This is a genomic window from Vibrio sp. SNU_ST1 (assembly GCF_030563405.1).
GTDB lineage: Bacteria > Pseudomonadota > Gammaproteobacteria > Enterobacterales > Vibrionaceae > Vibrio.
On sequence record NZ_CP130749.1, the window covers coordinates 17,722 to 36,969 of the forward strand.

The 19,248-nt window shown below is 44.1% G+C and carries 14 protein-coding genes; 7 read left to right on the plus strand and 7 right to left on the minus strand.

Annotation, left to right across the window (positions count from 1 at the left end):
* Positions 1-128 precede the first annotated feature (128 nt).
* The gene (gene pdxH, locus Q5H80_RS14480) at positions 129-764 is read left to right on the plus strand and encodes a pyridoxamine 5'-phosphate oxidase (protein ID WP_009846006.1); all 636 of its coding nucleotides are present in this window, start codon (positions 129-131) and stop codon (positions 762-764) included.
* Positions 765-858: 94 nt separating this feature from the next.
* Here the strand turns inward: pdxH and Q5H80_RS14485 are convergent, their stop codons facing one another.
* The 3 genes from Q5H80_RS14485 to Q5H80_RS14495 form a co-directional block, all read right to left on the minus strand.
* On the minus strand, positions 859-1,641 hold the full coding sequence (locus tag Q5H80_RS14485) for a helix-turn-helix transcriptional regulator (protein ID WP_304570142.1): 783 nt from the start codon (positions 1,639-1,641) through the stop codon (positions 859-861).
* Positions 1,642-2,018: 377 nt separating this feature from the next.
* Entirely contained in the window at positions 2,019-3,848 is a 1,830-nt protein-coding gene (locus Q5H80_RS14490) for an SUMF1/EgtB/PvdO family nonheme iron enzyme (protein ID WP_304570143.1), read from the minus strand.
* A gap of 157 nt (positions 3,849-4,005) precedes the next feature.
* Positions 4,006-5,115: a PEGA domain-containing protein gene (locus Q5H80_RS14495; protein WP_139683666.1), complete on the minus strand. Its 1,110-nt coding sequence runs from the start codon at positions 5,113-5,115 to the stop codon at positions 4,006-4,008.
* A gap of 497 nt (positions 5,116-5,612) precedes the next feature.
* Between Q5H80_RS14495 and Q5H80_RS14500 the strand changes: the two genes are divergently transcribed.
* The 4 genes from Q5H80_RS14500 (at position 5,613) to putP (ending at position 12,149) form a co-directional block, all read left to right on the plus strand.
* Complete coding sequence (locus tag Q5H80_RS14500; RefSeq protein ID WP_304570144.1) at positions 5,613-6,437, plus strand: AraC family transcriptional regulator; 825 nt, start codon at positions 5,613-5,615, stop codon at positions 6,435-6,437.
* A 181-nt stretch (positions 6,438-6,618) separates the two neighbouring features.
* On the plus strand, positions 6,619-9,756 hold the full coding sequence (gene putA, locus Q5H80_RS14505; RefSeq protein ID WP_304570145.1) for a bifunctional proline dehydrogenase/L-glutamate gamma-semialdehyde dehydrogenase PutA: 3,138 nt from the start codon (positions 6,619-6,621) through the stop codon (positions 9,754-9,756).
* Positions 9,757-9,767: 11 nt separating this feature from the next.
* Positions 9,768-10,472 carry a 1-pyrroline-5-carboxylate dehydrogenase gene (locus Q5H80_RS14510; protein ID WP_304570146.1) on the plus strand — a complete coding sequence of 235 codons (705 nt, stop codon included), beginning with the start codon at positions 9,768-9,770 and terminating at the stop codon, positions 10,470-10,472.
* 186 nt (positions 10,473-10,658) lie between these two features.
* Entirely contained in the window at positions 10,659-12,149 is a 1,491-nt protein-coding gene (putP, locus tag Q5H80_RS14515; protein WP_304570744.1) for a sodium/proline symporter PutP, read from the plus strand.
* Positions 12,150-12,823: 674 nt separating this feature from the next.
* Here the strand turns inward: putP and Q5H80_RS14525 are convergent.
* Positions 12,824-12,994, minus strand: a complete 171-nt coding sequence (locus tag Q5H80_RS14525; protein ID WP_009845996.1) for a hypothetical protein — start codon at positions 12,992-12,994, stop codon at positions 12,824-12,826.
* A gap of 279 nt (positions 12,995-13,273) precedes the next feature.
* Between Q5H80_RS14525 and Q5H80_RS14530 the strand changes: the two genes are divergently transcribed.
* Entirely contained in the window at positions 13,274-13,762 is a 489-nt protein-coding gene (locus tag Q5H80_RS14530) for an Lrp/AsnC family transcriptional regulator (RefSeq protein WP_009845995.1), read from the plus strand.
* 108 nt (positions 13,763-13,870) lie between these two features.
* Here the strand turns inward: Q5H80_RS14530 and Q5H80_RS14535 are convergent, their stop codons facing one another.
* Both Q5H80_RS14535 and Q5H80_RS14540 read right to left on the minus strand, forming a co-directional pair.
* On the minus strand, positions 13,871-14,575 hold the full coding sequence (locus tag Q5H80_RS14535) for a hypothetical protein (protein ID WP_009845994.1): 705 nt from the start codon (positions 14,573-14,575) through the stop codon (positions 13,871-13,873).
* Positions 14,576-14,872: 297 nt separating this feature from the next.
* Positions 14,873-16,723, minus strand: coding sequence for an ABC transporter ATP-binding protein (locus Q5H80_RS14540; RefSeq protein ID WP_304570149.1), 1,851 nt, complete (start codon positions 16,721-16,723; stop codon positions 14,873-14,875).
* Positions 16,724-17,287: 564 nt separating this feature from the next.
* Here Q5H80_RS14540 and Q5H80_RS14545 point away from each other — a divergent pair.
* A complete protein-coding gene (locus Q5H80_RS14545; RefSeq protein ID WP_304570151.1) occupies positions 17,288-18,262 on the plus strand; it encodes an arginine deiminase-related protein in 975 nt (324 codons plus the stop codon).
* A 194-nt stretch (positions 18,263-18,456) separates the two neighbouring features.
* On the opposite strand, the gene Q5H80_RS14550 is transcribed toward Q5H80_RS14545, so the two are convergent.
* Complete coding sequence (locus Q5H80_RS14550) at positions 18,457-19,089, minus strand: triacylglycerol lipase (protein ID WP_304570152.1); 633 nt, start codon at positions 19,087-19,089, stop codon at positions 18,457-18,459.
* Positions 19,090-19,248: the final 159 nt, after the last annotated feature.

The window sequence follows — 19,248 nt, forward strand, 5'->3', positions numbered from 1 at the left end:
CAATATGATGGATAGAGTACCGAGATCTTGTTAACACAGAGCACCTTCTGTGAGACAAAACCATGGCTTAGACTTGTGTTTCAAAGGATTACAGCGCAAAATCAAAAAAAATTGAAAGGAGCAACCAAATGGAACTGACCGATATTCGTCGCGAATACGCTAAGGGTGGATTGAGACGTAAAGACTTAGCCGCAGACCCAATTGAGCAATTCAATCTATGGCTAGAGCAAGCTATTGAAGCTAAGTTGACGGACCCTACTGCCATGACAGTTGCTACGGTTGATGAAAATGGTCAGCCATTCCAGCGCATTGTTCTGCTGAAGAATGTTGATAAAGACGGCTTCGTTTTTTACACCAACTTAGGTAGCCGCAAAGCACACCAGTTAGAGCACAATAGCAAAATCAGTTTGCATTTCCCTTGGCACCCGCTTGAGCGACAAGTTCATATTACGGGCACGGCTGAAAAACTGACAGCGATGGAAAATATGAAGTACTTCTCGTCACGACCAAAAGAGAGCCAATTGGCCGCAATTGCAAGTAAGCAAAGTAGCCGTATCTCTGCTCGTGGGATTTTAGAAGGCAAATATCTAGAGCTTAAACAGAAGTTCGCGAAAGGAGAGATTCCTGTGCCTTCTTTCTGGGGTGGCTTCCGTGTGCGTGTAGATAGCATTGAGTTTTGGCAAGGTGGCGAACACCGCTTGCATGACCGCTTCTTGTTCTCACGCCAAGATAGCCGTTGGGATATCGACCGCCTAGCGCCTTAGGCGCTTGATCGTTTAATTGCTTAACTGATCCAAAAATACCGTTGATTAGACTTATCAACGGTATTTTTTTGTCTGCATCTCATCAAACCGATAACTAATCACTGTGCAGGACAACGGAGATCTGCTTTTTAAGCAAGGTTTCTGGGATCACAGAGCCTAACCCTGAATCTAACGCATACTCAATCAACTGGCTTTTACTGCGCGCATCAAATTTCTGTTTCAACCTGGCGACATGCCCTTCGACCGTTTTGATTGAAATGTTCAACGTAGACGCGATGTACTGTGGTTTCTTGCCGAATAGCAGCAAGAACAGCACTTCTGATTCTCGCGAAGTCAGTCGCTTTTGGAGCTTTGATATGCGTGGCTTTGACCCTGCAATTGACACTTGATTGTCTTTTTCGCAAGTCGCCTGACATACCCAGTGGCCGACTTCTAAAATGGCGGTGTCGGTGAGTTCTTGACCATAAAAAATGGTGCCTTGAACTTCGTCATTCGCATCAAGCCAAGGGGTTTTAGTAAAGATATGGGCGTGCCAGCGTCCGTCTGGATAAGGGTGAATATCGAGGATTTTAAGAGTACTGCGTGTATCCATTACATGCTTGTCTTGAGCCCTGAAATCCTGCGCACATTCGGTTGTTTGACTAGGCATATCGAAATCGGTTAAGCCCGTACAAGTTTCGTTGGGTTTTAAGCCAATTAATTGGTTGTAAGCAAGGTTGGCATACACGAAGACAGAGTCAGTATCTTTGCAACCCCAGCAGCCTGGAAGTTGTTCAAATAAAGAACGATGTATGGAGTCGAGGGGGTCCGGCAAGGCTTTATCTCGTAAGAGGAAGTATTGCAATGATATCAGTTTCTTATAGAGCTGCAATGACAATTAGAAGTCGAGTTATGCATCAAAAATGAAGTGCGATCAATAGTTGAACACCATGCTGTTTAAGTACGCTTTTATTGAGCGATGTCTGAACAAGAAGGATGAGAAAGAAGCTAAAAAAAAGCCAGCCTGAAGAAGGGCTGGCCAAAGACAAGATATACCTTGTCGACACGTAGAAGATTTCCAGTTTAATTTACGAGGGTCATGTAAATTAAGCTGAGGTATCAGTTAGATACCCAGAGTGACTTACTACTCTATCGACGAATTTACTCCTAGGCGAGATCGAATATAAGGAGGGAATTCCCCTATAAACACTGACTCAACCTGATAATAGGAGAATCTAAGGTAAATATTTGAGGGCTTTTAGTAATACCAAGAGCTTATAGCTCTCGTAATACTCGGAATCCTAAATAGTTAGCGGCAGTAGAAGGCGAAACGTACAGTTCAGCAAACACTTTTGCCTCTTCAGGAGAGAAGCTCCACGCGCCCCCCTTAGCGATGCCTTTCTGGGTTGCAGTCCATTCCCAAACGTTACCTACTATGTCGTAGAAACCCGTTGGCGTTGGCAAGAATGATTTAACAGGGGAAGTACTGACGTTTGACCACTGTGTACCAGACCAACCAGTATTAGCTCTACCTGAACGGAATTTGTTGCCCCACCAGAAGCTGGTATCTTGACCCGCTCTTGCCGCCGCTTCCCACTCTTGTTGTGTTGGTAGACGGTAAGTAAAGCCAGTTTTTTTAGATAACCAACGTGTGTACGCTTTCGCATCGCTTTGGCTGACGCATACAACGGGTGAGTTATCGACTTGCTTGAAACCAGGAGCTTTCCAGTCATTGTCTGACACAGTCGTGATTTCTGCATTGACGAAGGTATCACAAGTGTTCATCAGCTCTGCGTCTGTCTGGTACCCTGTATTTTTCACAAATGCTTTAAAATCTTGAACACGAGTTGGGGTTGCCGCTAATGCAAATGGCTGTTTGATCGTGACTTGCTCAGCATTGTTTTCACCGAGTAGGTAAGTCCCGGATCCAACCACAATCATTTCTGGACTTTGAGTACCATTGCCCATTGGGTCGGCAAATTTGGTACCCACATTCAATGAATTCTGCTTCGCTTGTAATACTGCTCTTAGGTTGTGATCTCGGGCTATTTTTAGTTCTTGGTGGAAAGAAAGGTAACCTTCTTTCTCAATCGTAACCATGTGCTGCCCTGTAGGTAGCATCACTTCAACGGGTGTGCTGCCATAGTTCACACCATTGATAGAAACGTTATCATTATATTGATTTGAGCGAACCACCAAGTTAACCCAAGCAACTTCTTTCTGCTGATCATCGGCTTGCAGATCGCTCTGATCGAAACAGTTTGAGGATTTAATACCAAGTAGGCGGCAAGGGGTGTTCTTATCTGGACGAGTTTCTAAATTAGCGGCAATCACGGCTCGGTAACGGTTATCTTCGGAGAAGCCAGATGATTTCACGCTGTGTTGCAGAACGTGAATATTCAAAGATGCAGACGCTAGGTGTTCTTTTACTATTTTTGATTCTGTCGCGTTGTCTACAAGGCTATTTTGAAATTGTTTTACTGCTTTTTGAAGTGTCAAAGCCACTGTTTGGTCTGAACATTGAGCTAACGTCATGTCGCTGCTACAGCGGTTGGTAAAGCTAACGGTATGTTCTTGTGTTTGAGTCACCTCGCTTCTTAATCTCTCAGCTCTTGCTCTTAGTTTGTCTTGATTCAAATGGGCGATAGACATTTCTACAGCCGATTTTTCGGCTTTGATGGCCTCTAGTTCCATCACTAAGCTTTGAAGCTTTTGTTCTGAATCCGAAATCGTAAGCTTGTGCTCTTTTACCGATTTCCAGGCATCTTGAAAGCGGTTTTGAGCTGGTGAGATATCGAAATCTGGCTCATCAATCATGCGAGTGTAATCTTGCTCTAGGCTAGTTTTCGCCGTTGCGAGTTTTTGCTCTGATTGAGCTAATAACTTGGCTTGACGTGCCATTTGCTCTGCTTGGTTGTCGACTTGATTTTGTTTGTCCGCCATCTTCTTCTCGATAGCCGTTAAGCTGGCATGTTCTTCGAAAAGAGAGCTTTCAATGTCGATGACTGATGACGTGATTGCTAGAGATGTCGCTTCAGCGAAAACAGCAGGCGTCATTAAGCATGGAGCAAGTGCAAATAATAGAGTAGGAAAACCTTGGCGCATGTTGGGCTACTTCAGTCGTAATTTAGGTTAATTGAATATTCTAACGAAAACGCCATTTCGTTTGAAGCTACTTTCTATAACTACAACAAGATGGCGAGTATTCATTCAGCTTTGTGAAATAGGCACGGCTATTTATATCAGGCTTAGCTTTATATATTTAGATTTCATTTTCCTTACTAGGAAGGAGTTTCACCCAAATAGTATCGCTGCCGTTGATAGTCACTGTGCGGTTGTATGACTCGTAACCTTCTTTTGAGATGGTTACTTGATGACGACCGCTCGGTAGCGAAACCTCTAAGGGTGTGCTGCCGTATTTAATGCCGTTGATAGTGACTGAGTCATTATATTGATCAGAACGTACCATCACGTTTGCCCACTGCTTGTCGCTCTTCTTTGCAACCTTAACGTCGCTGTCCGTTAAACAGTAGCGAGTTGAAACGTTCAATAAGTTACATGCTGCAATCGCTTCCGGTTTTGCTTGAAGTTGAGCTTGCATCTGCACAAAGTAAGAGTTGTTTCCAGAGAAACCGCTCTTGATTGCTTGGCTGTCTTGAACATGAATGTTCAATTGAACACCTTGTAAGTTTTGCTTCGCAAGAGTGCTTTCTGTGAGCTGTTCAAGTAATTTGCTCTTGAAGTTTTGTACTGCTTTCTGCTTCGTCAGGTGTTTACCTTGAGCAATACACTCACCCAGTGTCATTGTTGATGAACATGTGGTGGTGTAGCTAGTTTCAAGAACCGCACTTTCACGAAGTTCTGTTGCAATACGTTTAACGCGAGCTTCAACTTTTGATTCTTTCAAGTTAGCCAGCTCATTATTCAAACGAGCTTGCTTTTGCTTAATTTGAGAAAGGTAAATTTCGTTCTCATTCATCGCTTGCTGATTATCTAGCTGAGACGATTGATTCTCTTTAACCGCAGCCCAAGCATCTTGGTATCCTTTCTGAAAAGAAACCAGATCCGTTTCTGGATCGTCAAGTAAGCGACTGTACTGTTTGTCGAGTACAGATTTTGCTCGGTTACGTTTTGCCTTTAACTCTTCACCTTCACGTAACAACTTACTGTTCTGGTTTTGAAGTTGTTTTAAGGTCTCAGTTGCCGATACTTTGGTCGCTGAAATACGCTCAATATCTGAGTTTTTCTCTGTTAGCTTTGCATCGATAGCTGAAACGGGATCGACTTGATTCAGTTCTTCAGCTGATAACGATGCAGATACCCAAAGTGGGGATAGCGCAAGTAAAAGCGCTGAAATTCGAAAGTTAGTCATAGGTCCCTGCAACTTGTATATTTAAAATTGGCTCGTTAATAAAGTGTCTACTTCCTAGTTGTCAGTCACTAGTTATTAGCAATTAACACAGTACCCGTCTTTATACCGTTTTATTGCCCTCCAATCTACTCAAAAGCTAAGTTTCGGTACTTCGGATACACTTTTTACATATTTACACCGAAATAATTGAGCTATATAAGAAAATATTGTCGTTATGGTGTAGTCATTTGGTTTCCATTTGTGACTTGCTTTGACTTTTGGTATTCAGATTTATTGCTACTGGAACAAGGAAGAGTGGCCTAAAGATTGGAAGGTTGATTTTACAAAGCCCGTAGTTTGGGAGCGCTTGATCATACTTCCGGAGGCATGATCACGTGGTTATCAATAATGATCTTTCTTTGAAGAAGAGAAAACAACTCTCATGATCATTTACAAATTCATCTTCTGCAGATTTCAGAGTATTATTCTTATCATGTCGACCTAAGTACTTTGCTGTCATGCCAAAACCTTTACCCTTTCCAAACCTAGACTTGTCTCCGCTAGGGCTTACAGGCCCCCGACCAGCGGAAATCATAACTTTGCCTTCGCATATGGATTGTCACGATCATCATTATTCGCAGGTTGTGATTGGTTTAAAAGGTCAGGCTGAATTTGAAGTGAGCGGTAAAGGCAATCTTGTCGGCCCTGGTCAAGGTTGTGTGGTAACGGCGAGTTCTGATCATGCTTTCGGTGGTGTGGTTGGCCAGTCGGACATCCTAGTACTCAATATGCCCCTGCCAACGGATGATGACCCTCTGATGCTAGAGAAGATCAATCAGTTAGAATCATCGAATGTCTACTTCCAATTAGACGCGCAAATTCAAAAGCTTATCCATATGTTGGTGCAAGAAATGCAGGCCAGTCCTGATGATCTGCTACTAAGCCGAGCCTGTAATGACACGGTGATCGCGCTGATGCAAAGACACATCTCGGCATTCGAAACTCCGATTAAAGACTCGCGTTTTGATCTTGATGCGTTGGATCGCTACATAGAACAGCATTTAGCAAATAAGATCTCTGTCGCGCAGCTTGCAGGCAGTGTGTTTCTGGGTGAAAGCCAGTTCCACATGCTATTCAAAGATCAAATGGGCATTACCCCGCATCAGTACGTGTTAGGTAAGCGTATCGACCGATCTCGTCGTTTAATCGAACAAGGTAACCTCAGCCTTGGTCAGGTCGCTGAACTGGCTGGTTTCTCAGGTCAATCTTCCTTTACTCACACCTTTTCACGCCTTCAAGGCATGTCACCATCTCAATACAAAAAGAAAATTTCTGTTAAATAGTGAAACAAAACGGCATATTATTTTAAAGTTTCATATGTGACCTTGTGTTTGTTTTGTTAATAAAGCGAGTTTTTAGCAAAAAACTCGGAGTTTTTGACAAGTAATCCTTATATACTCTAAATACACTGCAGCCATTGTAGAGATCCCGGGCTAATTCCGGGTGTGAGATTAAGGAAAACGCATGTTTACAGCTACTGATGTGTTAAAGCCAGAATTCAACGAGCAGTCGCTTGCTGATCTATGGTCGCTTATCTCACCATTATATATGGTGGATGAAACCCAATGGCTAGAGCAACTTCTGCCGCTAGCTACCCCTTCTGAGTCAGAAAAGCAGCAGATCACAGACAAAACGACGTCGTTGATTGAGTCTATCCGTGCGGATAAAACATCTATTCAAATGATCGACGCTTTGTTGCTTGAATACAGTTTAGATACTCAAGAAGGCATCTTGCTAATGTGTCTGGCGGAAGCCTTGATGCGTATTCCTGATTCGGCAACCGCTGATGCACTGATTCGCGACAAACTTAGCGTTGCGGATTGGAAATCTCACCTAAAGAATTCTGACTCAGTGTTTGTTAACGCATCCACTTGGGGCCTAATGCTAACAGGCAAGGTGGTTGGGCTTTCATCTAAAGAGCAGAGTGCGGGTCAAGCCGTGAATCGCTTAGTGAACAAGCTTTCTGAGCCGGTGATTCGTAAAGCGATGCACCAAGCAATGAAGGTGATGGGTCACCAATTCGTTCTTGGCCGCAGCATTGCTGAAGCGCAAAAGAACGGTAAGTCTATGCGTGACAAAGGTTTTACCTATTCATACGACATGCTAGGTGAAGCGGCACTGACTACAGCTGACGCAAACAAATACTTCAAAGATTACCTAATGGCGATTGAAGCCGTAGGTCGAGACACGTATGTCTCTTCAAAATCGAGCCCTGCTCCATCGGTATCTATCAAGCTTTCTGCGCTTCACCCACGTTATGAAGTGGCGAACGAAGACCGCGTATTGACGGAACTTTGCGACACGCTAGAGCAGCTATTGCGCCGCGCAGTAGAGCTAGATGTTGCGATTACGATTGATGCGGAAGAAGCGGATCGCTTAGAGCTTTCTCTTAAATTATTCGAAAAACTGTACCGTACCGATCTTGTAAAAGGTTGGGGTAAATTTGGTCTGGTTATTCAAGCTTACTCAAAGCGTGCACTACCGGTTCTAGTATGGCTAAACCGCTTAGCGAAAGAACAGGGTGATTTGATCCCGCTTCGCTTAGTTAAAGGTGCTTACTGGGATAGCGAAATTAAATGGTCGCAACAAGCTGGCTTTACTGATTACCCAGTTTACACACGCAAAGAAGCGACAGACGTAGCTTACCTTGCATGTGCGCGTTACCTGTTGAGCCCAAGTGTTCGTGGCAATATCTTCCCGCAGTTTGCGAGTCACAATGCTCATACGGTTTCTGCTATTGCAGTGATGACTGAGCACAAAGACTTTGAATTCCAACGCTTACACGGCATGGGTGATTCTCTTTACAACCATGCGATGGAAGCTTACCAACAGTCAGTACGTATCTACGCACCAGTTGGCAGCCATAAAGACCTTCTGCCATACCTAGTACGTCGCTTGCTAGAAAACGGTGCAAACAGCTCGTTTGTCCACCGTCTAGTTGATGCGCGTTGCCCTGTGGCTGAGCTGACTCAACACCCTGTCGATATGCTTCTGGCGTTCGATACGCTGCACAACACTAAGATTCCATTGCCACCAGAGGTATTCCCAGAGCGTAAAAACTCGTACGGTGTGAACATCGATATCGAAAGTGAAGCGCATCAGTTTGAAGAGCAGGTTAAAGCTTTCCTTAATAATCAATGGACTGCAGGCCCTGCGATCAACGGTGAATCTCTTGCCGAAAGCATGATCAAGGCTGATCAGAACGTTGAGCAAGTGACGGCACCTTATGATCGTCGTATTAATGTGGGTCAGGTGGCTTTCGCTAACCTTGATCATGTTTCCGCAGCGATCACTGGCGCAGACGCAGCATTCGCTGATTGGAACGCAACTTCGGTTGAAACCAAAGCGGCTGCACTTGATAAGCTGGCTGACCTGATGGAAGACAACCTCGCTGAGCTGGTGGCGATTTGTCATCAAGAAGCGGGTAAGACAATTCACGATAGTGTTGATGAAGTACGTGAAGCGGTCGACTTCTGCCGTTACTACGCAAAACAAGCTGACAACCTACAAGGTTTCGAACTAAAAGGTTTTGATGGCCAAACACGAATCGCTTCACGACAAGGTCGTGGTGTGTTCGTTTGTATCAGCCCTTGGAACTTCCCTCTAGCGATCTTCCTTGGCCAAATTACTGCAGCACTAGTGGCGGGTAATACGGTTGTGGCTAAGCCTGCCGAGCAAACAAGCTTGATTGCTGCTCGTGCGGTTGAACTGATGAATGAAGCGGGCTTCCCTGCTGGCACGATTCAGCTACTACCGGGTCGCGGTGCTGAGATCGGCAGTGCGCTCACCAGTCATGATGCGATTGCGGGCGTTGCCTTTACTGGTTCTACGCCAACGGCACAGCGTATCAATGTGTCATTAGCCACTCGTAATGCTAAGCCAGTTCCGTTTATTGCGGAGACAGGCGGCCAGAATGCGATGATCGTCGACAGTACCGCACTGCCTGAACAGGTGGTTCGTGATGTGATTCGTTCTGCGTTTGCTTCTGCAGGCCAGCGTTGTTCTGCACTGCGTGTGCTTTACATCCAAGAAGACATTGCAGACCGCGTGGTTGGATTAATTCACGGAGCAATGGACGAGTTGAGTGTGGGTATTCCACACCTTCATAAAACCGATGTTGGCCCTGTTATCGACCAAAACGCGAAACAGAAGCTAATGGCGCACTTAGAAAACATGACCAATACCCAGAAGAAGGTGGCTCAACTTTCTCTAGGTACGGATTGTGAACATGGCGATTTTGTTCCACCAAGTGCGTTTGAAATTGATGACATCAGCTGCTTGAAAGAAGAACAGTTTGGCCCAGTGCTACACATTGTTCGCTTCAAAGCGAGTGAGTTAGCGCAAGTGGTAGACCAAATCAACCAAACGGGATTTGGCTTAACCATGGGGATCCACAGCCGTAATGAGACAACTTACCGTTGGATCGAAAAACACGTTCGTGTGGGTAACTGCTACATCAACCGTGACCAAGTGGGCGCCGTTGTTGGTGTTCAACCATTTGGTGGTCAAGGCTTGTCAGGTACTGGCCCTAAAGCGGGTGGTCCTCACTACCTATACCGCTTTACTGATGTTCATTTCTCTCAATCACAAGACAAGGCATAAGGAGCATTATCATGGTTCATCAAGTGACAGGTTTTTCTGATGCTTTGCTAGCGTGGGAACAATGGAACCTTACAGACTTTGATTACAAGAGTGCTCAGGTTCTTGCGCTGAAATCAGAGATCGAAAGTCAGTCTTCGCCTTTGGCGACGGTGGCGACTTATCATCTAGAGCAAGCGTCTGCGCTGCTTTCTGAACATCACCTAATGGCAGGTCCTACGGGCGAAACCAATGAGTTGTATGCCGCTGGCCGCGGTGTGGCTTTGGTTATTGTTGATGATTGCGAAGAGAAAGTGCCAGCATTGCAAACTGCAATGGCTTTGATTACTGCTGCGCTATTGGCAGGTAATAGCGTCCAATTGTGCAGTGATGATGTGCAGTTCAATACTTTAGTTGCAGACGCAGCTAAGTCGGCGAACTTGCCAACTAACTTGGTGCAAGTTGCCTCGTATGACGCTGCTCAACAGTTGTTGTCTTGCGATGTACGTAGCGTGGGGTACGTGGGTAACTCGCAAACGGCACAAGCTATCAATTTACAGCTTGCTAAGCGTGACGGTGCAATCGTCGGTTTAGTAGCTGAAACGGATCTGGCGACAATGAATGTTGCTAATGATCCACACCTATCGCTGCGCTTCATTACCGAGCGTACGCGAACTATAAATATAACAGCTGTGGGCGGTAACGCGACCTTGCTCGAACTTGGAAGCGAAGCTCACTAACCTTCAGTAAAATTGGCTCTAAGTACTTTTGGTTTTCTCCATTTTTGGTTTTTCCCATTTTTGGTTTTCTCCCCTAGCGCCTTGGAGCCTGAATACCTAACTCAATGCACTCGCTTGCCTTTACGGTGAGTGTCTTGCATTGAATTAGGCATGGAAGGCTTTCTACAAAATGAGGACTATCAAATGATAGAAAACAGTTTTGCAATAACGACGACGTTCATTGCGTATCTAATTATGATGCTAGCGATCGGTGTTATTGCTTACAAACGTACATCTAACTCAACAGACTACTTCCTAGGTGGTCGTTCGTTAGGCCCATGGCCTGCTGCACTTTCTGCTGGTGCATCAGACATGAGTGGTTGGTTGCTACTTGGCCTGCCTGGTTACGCTTACGCTGCTGGCTTTGAAGCATTCTGGCTTGCTGGTGGCCTACTTGTTGGTACTTGGGCAAACTGGTTAATCAGTGCAAAACGTCTACGTACTTACAGCATTACAACTGAATCACTGACGCTGCCGGAGTTCCTATCTCGTCGTTTCAATGATAATTCTAAGCTGATCCAAACAATTTCTGCTTTCTTTATCCTTTTATTCTTCCTTTTCTACACAAGTTCAGGCTTGGTAGCAGGTGGTAAATTGTTTGAAACGGTATTCGGTCTTGATTACACAACAGCGGTAATTATCGGTACTGTCTGTGTAGTTTCGTACACTCTGTTTGGTGGTTTCCTTGCGGTATCTTGGACTGACTTGGTTCAAGGTCTACTCATGTCTGCAGCGCTATTGATTGTACCAATCGCGGCAATGAACGGTGGCCTAGGTCAGCTTTCTAGCGACCTACACAACATCAACCCAGAGCTTCTAACGCTATGGAATGATGCGAAGGGTGAGCCACTGTCTGCTATTGCGATCATCTCATTAGCGGCATGGGGTTTGGGTTACTTCGGTCAACCACACATCCTTGCGCGTTTCAAAGCAACACGTAGTAATAAAGACCTAACAACAGCGCGCCGCATTGCAGTTATCTGGACTGCACTGTCTATGATCGGTGCAATGCTTGTGGGTCTTGTTGGTCTAATCTATGTGACGAACTCTGGCGCACCTAAGCTAGACGATGGCGAGAAGATCTTCATGCTTCTTGTGAACGCGATGTTCCACCCAGTAATCGCCGGTATCCTACTTGCTGCAATTCTAGCGGCAATCATGAGTACTGCGGATTCACAACTTCTTGTTTCTTCATCTGCAATGGCAGAAGATCTGTATAAGCAAGTTTTGAAGAAAGACGCAACGTCAGAAGAGATTGTTCGTGTCGGCCGTTTCGCGGTTATTCTAATTTCTCTTGTTGCTCTTGTTCTGGCGATGACACCAGACAGCTCAGTACTTGGCCTTGTATCTTACGCATGGGCTGGTTTTGGTGCTGCATTCGGTCCGGCAATCGTATTAAGCCTGTACTGGTCTCGTATGAACCGTAACGGCGCTCTAGCGGGTATCGTGGTTGGTGGTGTTACGATTGTTCTTTGGAAGCAGTTCACGGGCGGTTGGTTCGATGTTTACGAAATCGTACCGGGAATCATCCTATCGACGCTTTCTATCGTTATTGTGAGCATAATGACTGGCGAGCCAGAAGACGAAGTGAAAAAGCAACACGCAGAGTTCAAGAAGAACCTAGTTGAGCTAGACTAATTTACATTGTAAAACATATGTGAATTAGCAAAAAAACATTAGCTAAAAAAGCAATTGTAAAAAGTAATTGAAAAATAAAGTAATAGAGTCACTTCGGTGGCTCTATTTTTTTATGTAGGCACTACCTTTGTCTTATAAAAAACCAGTAGGATACAGGAGAAGCACGGCTGTTATGAGGTTTACAATGTAAATCGAAACCAAATGATAGAAGAAAAATAAATAGAAGAAGAAGGCTTTTCATAACGCTTGATGTCAAAAAATAACCGATAAAATGGCTATTTTTTGAACTTGGCGCTCACTTTTGTTATTAGCTCGGTGAATTATTACACTGAATTGGACATCATGTGTCAATTATCAGTAACCACTAAAGACCTATAGGACAAAGGTATGCCTGATCTCTATTGCAAAGGATGTAAAAAAACAACACTACATAAGTCTATAATGAAACGTTGTGAATCTGAGCCTGAGACAACCTCTGGCCGTATGATGCAATGGACGTCAAAGCTATTTAGTGGAAACCTGTACTACGACATGGAAACTCAGCACTTCTGTCGAACGTGCAACTGTCGTTGTGAAACAGGAACTACAGTTCCCCAAGTTGGTCTGGCTTAGATTGTAGTAAGTGCTTACTAACTTCGATTTAAAAACCTCCCTGATGGAGGTTTTTTTCGTTTTTATGCCGCTTTTAGTGAAGGTTCTGCCTCGACGACATTGCCATCAATCTTAACTTCCCAGCCATAGTTTGAGTATTCACTTGCGAGTGCTTGGGCAACATCTTTTGATACCGTTACGTGTGTCCATGAACCGATTCCGTAAGGTTTATATGCGAGTTCTTGCGTTTTCATAATAGAGTTATCCTTTCTCTTTGAGAATTCTATTATTCACTTTGGCCTATATCCTTTCTTTCGTTTCTGGCTCAACTTATTTGTTAATCGGGTCATTTCTATAATAATTTGTTAATAACTAGAGTCTGATTTATAAGGGTTGTTATCGATCTGTGTGGTTTTATGTTTAACGTGAATAGGAATGGTCTGTTTAGTTTTCTAAATGTGTGAGCGAGGTTTTCTTCGATTGCTCTTAGTATGGAATATACTGAGCGCAATCTAGAATGTTTAAGGAATGTTATGTCTCAGCATCAACTCGATCGTATCGATAAAGAGATTCTAAGAATTCTGCATATGAAAGGCCGATTGCCCGTTGTTGAACTAGCGAAACAGGTCAACCTAACGACTTCACCTTGCTCTGATAGGTTGAAGCGATTGGAAAAAGTGGGCTACATCACTGGCTATCATGCTGAGCTTTGTTCAGAAAAATTGGGGCTCGATGTCCAAGTGTTTATCCATATTCGTCTCGATCAAACCAGCTTTTCCATTTTTGATAAATTTGCCCAAGCGGTTGAAACGATGCCTGAAGTCGAAGAGTGCTATTCGCTGTCGGGGGACTTTGACACCATGATCAAGGTTCGAGTAAAAGACATGAAGGCGTACCAAGCATTTATGGCAACTAAGTTGGGTACTCTGCCAGGTGTGATTCAGACACGCAGCGAAGTGGTGATTGAAGAACACAAGAAGGGCTTTGGTGTTAACCCTGAGTTGTTGGCCACCATAAAATAGTGACCTGCTTTCGCCTTACCAAGGTTATTTAAATATAAAAAATGGAAGCCAATAAGCTTCCATTTTTTTGAACGTCAGATAAAGAGCAATAGGATAAACTTGTCCGGATTACAGCGTAATTGCCGCAGAGATTAAGCCAATCACACCGCCAAATACCCCCCCCCAAACGACCAACCAACCAAGGTGTTTTTTGATCATGGTCTGAACCATCTCTTTAACCAGTTTTGGTGTCAATTCATTTAAGCGCTGATCGATGATCGCTTCAATGTTCTCTTTGATTTCATCCATCATCGCAGGCGATTCAAGTTCATCCTTGATGGCATTTTTTACCGAATCACTCTTGCTGATTTCAATCACAGACTCTTGCATCTTCTCAACAAATGGCGCCTTCATTGGCTGTAGTGCTTCTGTGCCACCAACCATTGCCAACATACCACCAAACTGTGAGTTTTCGATAACATGTACCAGAGATTCGAATGCAGGATTAAAGTCGATCTTCTTAATCACAGGCTCTAGGTTGAGTGACTTTCCTGTCATCTCACTACTAAGAAAACGGTCGATGTTACTTTCAGTAAAGAACTGTTCCATCATCAGTTGCTTGATGGCTGCCTTGAACTCTTCAAAGCGCGCTGGAATAACGCCAGAACCATATAGGCCGGGTACTTTCTCGAACAACATGTGAATCGCAAGCCAGTTGGTGATAGCACCAGAAAATGCGAATAAACCTGCGTAAAGCAAGTATTGGTTTGCTGTCGCATAGCCGCCAGCAAGCAGTGCTAACGCAATAACGTTAGTTAAGACACTTTTGTTCATGGTTGATCTCTAAAAAGAATACTGCGCGCATTTTAAGAAAAAAACGCCAAGAAAAAAACAAAAGGATCGACGAAGTTTATAGAACCAATGAAAACAGACGAGAAAGGGGCGAAGAATAACAGACATAAAAAAGGCTAGCCTCCCCCCGAAGTCTAGCCTTATTCCAGAACGCGCAAGCGAAGCGTCATTGCTGTTAATGTCATTATATGATTACGACATAACATTCTGCCATGTGTAATTTACCGCCAGTTAACATTTTGGTGTGAATTACGCCGCACTTTTAAAATGGAATATAAATTAAGCGCTCATTGTCTGTTCAAGATCATCACCAATAAAGCCACCAGTCTGGTGATTCCACAATTGAGCATAGATGCCATTTTGCGTAATCAGCTCTTGGTGCGTGCCTTCTTCGACGATATTACCTTGGTCGAGTACGATCAAACGGTCCATTGCGGCAATGGTCGATAGACGGTGTGCAATCGCTATAACCGTTTTGCCTTCCATTAGTTCAATCAAGCTCTCTTGTATCGCGGCTTCAACCTCTGAATCGAGAGCTGATGTTGCTTCATCTAGAACCAACAGCGGAGCATTCTTCAGAAGTACACGTGAGATAGCGACACGTTGACGCTGCCCACCAGAAAGCTTAACGCCACGTTCACCGACTTGAGCATCGTAGCCAACGTTACCAAACGGGTCAGTTAGCGTTTCGATAAACTCATGAGCGTGTGCCTGTTTGGTTGCAGCATACACTTCTTCATCTGATGCATCAGGACGACCGTAAAGAATGTTTTCTTTGATCGAACGGTGCAGCAGTGAGGTATCTTGAGTCACCATGCCGATATTGCTGCGTAGCGAGTCTTGTGTCACCGATGAGATCTCTTGGCCATCAATCAAAATTCGACCATCTTCTACATCGTGGAAGCGCAGTAGCAAGTTAACTAATGTCGATTTACCTGCCCCTGAACGACCAACCAAGCCGACTTTTTCGCCCGGCTTGATATTGAGGTTAAGGTTGTTAATCACGCCCTTATTCTCACCGTAGTTGAAGCTCACGTTGTCGAAGTTGATGCCGCCTTGTGGCACTTTTAGTGGTTTAGCGTCTTTCTTGTCTTCGATAGCGATTGGCTTAGACAGCGTTTTAATGCCATCAATTACAGTACCTAGGTTTTCAAACAGACCACCTATTTCCCACATGATCCATTTCGACATGCCGTTAATACGCAGAGCCAAGCTGACCGCAATGGCAATTGCACCCACGGTGATCGCGTTGTCTAGCCATAGGTAGATAGAAATACCCGCAATGCTGAATACCAATAGGTAGTTAGCGAATTCAACGCAGATGTTGAAACCAGTCACTAAGCGCATTTGGCGGTGGACAGTATCAAGGAAGCCTTCCATGCCTTCTTCAGCGTACTCGGTTTCTCTTTTACTGTGTGAGAACAGTTTGACCGTTGCGATGTTGGTGTAGCTATCAACAATACGCCCTGTCATCAGTGAGCGCGCATCCGCTTGTTCTGAAGACACGTCTTTCAGCTTTGGTACGAAGTGCAGTTGAATGCCAACGTAAATGAACAACCAAATCAACATTGGAGCCATTAAGCGCCAATCTGATTCTGCAAGCATGAACAGCATCGCCGTGAAGTAAACCGTCACATAGACGAATACATCGACCATTTTGGTCACGGTTTCGCGCACTGCGAGCGAGGTTTGCATCACTTTGGTCGCGACACGCCCGGCAAAGTCATCTTGATAGAATGACAAGCTTTGCTTCAAAAGATAGCGGTGTGCTAACCAACGAATCGACATTGGGTAGTTGCCCAGCAAAGTTTGGTGAAGCAGTAGTGAGTAAACACTGATCAAGATTGGCATCACGATCAACAACAGGATACCAAGCCCCATTAATGTGGATTGGTTGTCTGCTAAGAAAGTGTCTGGGTTGCTTGTTGATAGCCAGTCAACCAGTTGTCCCATATAACCGAACAGCGCGACTTCGATGATCGCGATGGTCATGCTCATTAAGCCGAGCAAGATCAACGGCTTTTCAAAACCTCGTGTGTAATGGCGGCAGAATGCCAGTATTCCAGTAGGAGGTTGTATCGGTTCTCCCTTTGGAAAGGCTTCAGTAAAGCCTTCAAATTTCTTGTACATAGTTTTCCCTTTATAAGCTACTGCATCTTTGAGCTAGAGCATCGTGATGTGCAGCTTTGTTTTTATAGTCTTGATTTGAATTTTTCAGTTTTAGTTTGAAATTATATAAGTGCCAACGCGTTCTTATAAGTATTAAGCCATTCGATGGATTTTTTTTAGTTCTTATGTAAGTACTTGGTTTTAGCGATACAGAACACTTCCAAAGAGTGTCTTTCATGAAGCTAATTTTAGATTGAATTAGGCAGGAAAAGTTAAGCTTATTTCAAACGTAATTGATGGTTATGCAACGGTGATAATCCTAACGTTAAATGGATTAAATTGTAATCAAAACTCGTGTGGAGCTGAAAAATGAAATAAGAATATTTATCCAGAAAATTCTTTAACGAATATGCATACAGTTGGTTCTTTCTGATGTGCTGTTATCTTGCAGTAAAAATTACCGATTAATCTAAAATCTGCAGCAATTACTTGGGATAAATATTCAAATCATTGTGATTTTCAGTGAATTTTGTCGTAACAAGTTGTTTACAATTCTGAGGTAAATAAAAGATAGGGACGGTTGAAATGTTAAACCTACACAAAAAATCACTGCATATTACTAATGTTCAAAACGCAAATTGCGTTGTTATGGTACCGCCAAAAGAATTTAAATTTAACGAAGAAACAGCCCGTGATAACGAGTTTCAGCACAGAGTCGATCTGACTGAAGCTGAGGTAAAGTTAGAAACGATGGCCGAGTTTAAGGCTATGGTGGCTTCGCTACGTAAAGAAGGTGTGCAAGTTGTAGAGTTTGATTATCCGGAACTGGGTGTTGAAACCCCTGACGCAGTGTTCCCAAACAACTGGTTCAGTACTTGTATTGATGGAAGCCTATTCACTTTCCCAATGGCGTGTGAAAACCGTCAAAATGAAGTTAAGCCGAATGCGCTTATTGAAGCGCTAGAAGCGTCTGGTCGTATTGTTAACCACAGTGAGTCTCTAGAGTCTTATATTGCGCAAGGTTCTTACTTAGAGAGCACGGGTGTGATGGTTATCGACCATATCAACAAGACCATCTATGCTGCGCTTTCTCAGCGTTGTGACCGCGAAGTATTAGAAGATTACGCGAAGCGCATTGGTTATTCTCGCGTGGTTTCATTCCAAACAGCACTGCCGTCTGGTCAGCCGATTTACCACACCAATGTGATGATGGCGATTGGTGATAATTTCTGTGTGATCTGTGATGAAGTGATCCCAGAGTTTGAGCGCCGCTTTGTTGTGAAATCTCTTGCCAAAGACAAGCAAGTTATCTCTATCTCAATCGATCAGATGAACCGATTCTGCGGCAACATCTTACAACTGGAGACAGTGAATGGTGATAAGGTGATTGCGATGTCTCAATCGGCTTACGATGCGTTTTCTCCAGCTCAGTTAGCTCAGCTTTCGACACACGGTAAGCTACTACCATTTAACGTGAAAACGATCGAAGACATTGGTGGTGGTTCGGTGCGATGCATGTTGGGTGAGGTGTTCTTACCTACGCGAGTGAATCGTCTTTAACAAGTATAGAAAGTATAGCAAGCACTCATTTCCAGTAATGGATCTTCGAATACCACTCTTATCGCAGAGTGGTATTTTTGTTTTTATCTATCTTTGTATCGGTCTACCAGAAGTAAGAAGACAGCAATAAGAGAGCCAGAGCTAGATACAGGAGCTAACGTACAAAAGTTAACGGAAAACAGCTAACGAAAAAGCTATGAAGCGTTCTTGAAAGCTCTGTGCTCAATGAACTGAGCAGAGCGCGCAACGACTTCTTTGGAGTACACAAGCGCAGTGTGATTGAGCTTTAGGGCGCAGGTATCTGTCGCGCCTCGCAGGTTGGCATCTTCGAGTGTGACCGTACCATCCCCTGGGCTTCGGCCTAATACAATACGTCCAACACCGGCATCGTAGGTGCCTGTAATCACGCCAATCGGCACATCAATATCGTAGTCACCCAAGCCATCACTTAAGACCATTTTGCTCGAACCAAATATAAAGCCAAGACCATGATTAGACAGTGTTTTGGCGATGGTTGCCCCATTGTGCGGCGTGCCTGCTGTAATAATGCAGGTGTCTGCAAAGTTGGGTTGGTAGAACTTAAAGTAATGGCGAATGAGCAAGCCACCCAGTGAGTGACCGAAAAAATAGACCTCATCATACTCATTAAAACGAGCATTCACGAAACGATTGAGACGTTTGGCTGCAGAAGGGAAACGCAGCGAGTTGTAGGCAAACTTGTGCGTTGTAAAGCCGCGTTTTTTGAAGTTTCTATCCAGATATTGCATGATCAACGCAGGCATATATAGACCATGAATTAAAACTATATGTTTGTTTTTGTTATTCATTTTTGCCCTCCGTTTGATATTGTCCCCAGTATATTTAGTCGCAAATCTAAACTCAATAAAACTTACGGCTAATGGGACGCAGCTGACGGAGGTATTTTCAATAGGAACGACCATTTTGGCGAGAACAAAAAAGGACTCATAATGCGAGCCCCTCTGGTG